At 64.3% G+C, this 999-nt stretch carries 1 protein-coding gene; it reads left to right on the top strand.

The features are described 5' to 3' along the window. Window positions 1–999, top strand: a 999-nt coding sequence (locus NZU74_20140; GenBank protein ID MCS6883640.1) for a DNA adenine methylase, incomplete at both ends; no start/stop codon positions are given.

The following is a 999-nucleotide window of genomic DNA, read 5'->3' as shown; positions in this document are numbered from 1 at the left end:
GAGGCCGCCGCCCAACTCATCACCGCCTTTGCCCGCAGGGTGGTGAGCGACCGCAAACTGGCCGAGTCCTGCTCGCCCACCGCCTTCGGGCGCTGGAACACGCTCGCCCGTCAAGATGCCGCGTTCGACCTGAGCCAGTCCAACCACCTCAACGTCCTGCGCTACGCCCTATTGGACTTCATCGGCGACTTTGCAAACTGGGATAACTCGACCGTCCCCGCCTATCTCGAAACGGCGCGGCTGTTGACGCACATCGCCCACCTCGCCCTGACCGATCCGGGCTTTCAATTGCCGTCCCTCGACTGGAGCAACCCCCAATCCGCAATCCAGAGTCTTCAATCGCAAATCTCCCATCTTCCGCGCCCGCTCGTGGTGGACCCGTTCGCCGGGGGCGGCTCGATCCCGCTCGAAGCCCTGCGCATCGGCGCGGATGCGTTCGCCTCCGACCTCAACCCGGTGGCGGTGCTGCTCAACAAGGTGGTGCTGGAATACATCCCGAAGTATGGGGACGCGGAATGCAGAGTGCGGAATGAGAACGGGGAAGAGGTGGTATTGAAGGGGCTGGCGGAGGCGGTGCGGTATTGGGGGAACTGGATCAAGGAACGGGCGGAGAAGGAGCTGGCCGAGTTTTACCCGAAGGACCCGGACGGCAGCACGCCGATTGCCTACCTGTGGGCGCGGACGATCCGCTGTGAGGGGCCGGGCTGCGGCGCGGAAGTGCCGCTGATGCGCAGCCTGTGGCTGGCAAAGAGGGACGAGCGCTCCGTGGCGCTGCGCCTCGTGCCGGACAAGAACCGCAAGCGCGTTGATTTTGAAATCATCCAGAAGCGCAACGGCAGGTGGTATCCGCAATCAGAAATCGGCAATCCAAAATCCGAAATCAAAAATCCGCCATTCGACGGCACGGTAAAGCGCGGCTCGGCCACCTGCCCGGTGTGCGGTTACACCACGCCTGTGGCGCGGGTGCGCGAGCAATTGAGGGCAAGGCGCGGCGGCGCG

The sequence above is a fragment of the Chloroflexaceae bacterium genome (genome assembly GCA_025057155.1).
In the GTDB taxonomy this organism is placed as follows: domain Bacteria; phylum Chloroflexota; class Chloroflexia; order Chloroflexales; family Chloroflexaceae; genus JACAEO01.
The sequence above is the reverse complement of the archived record's forward strand: the minus strand, read 5'-3'. Positions and strand labels throughout refer to the sequence as shown.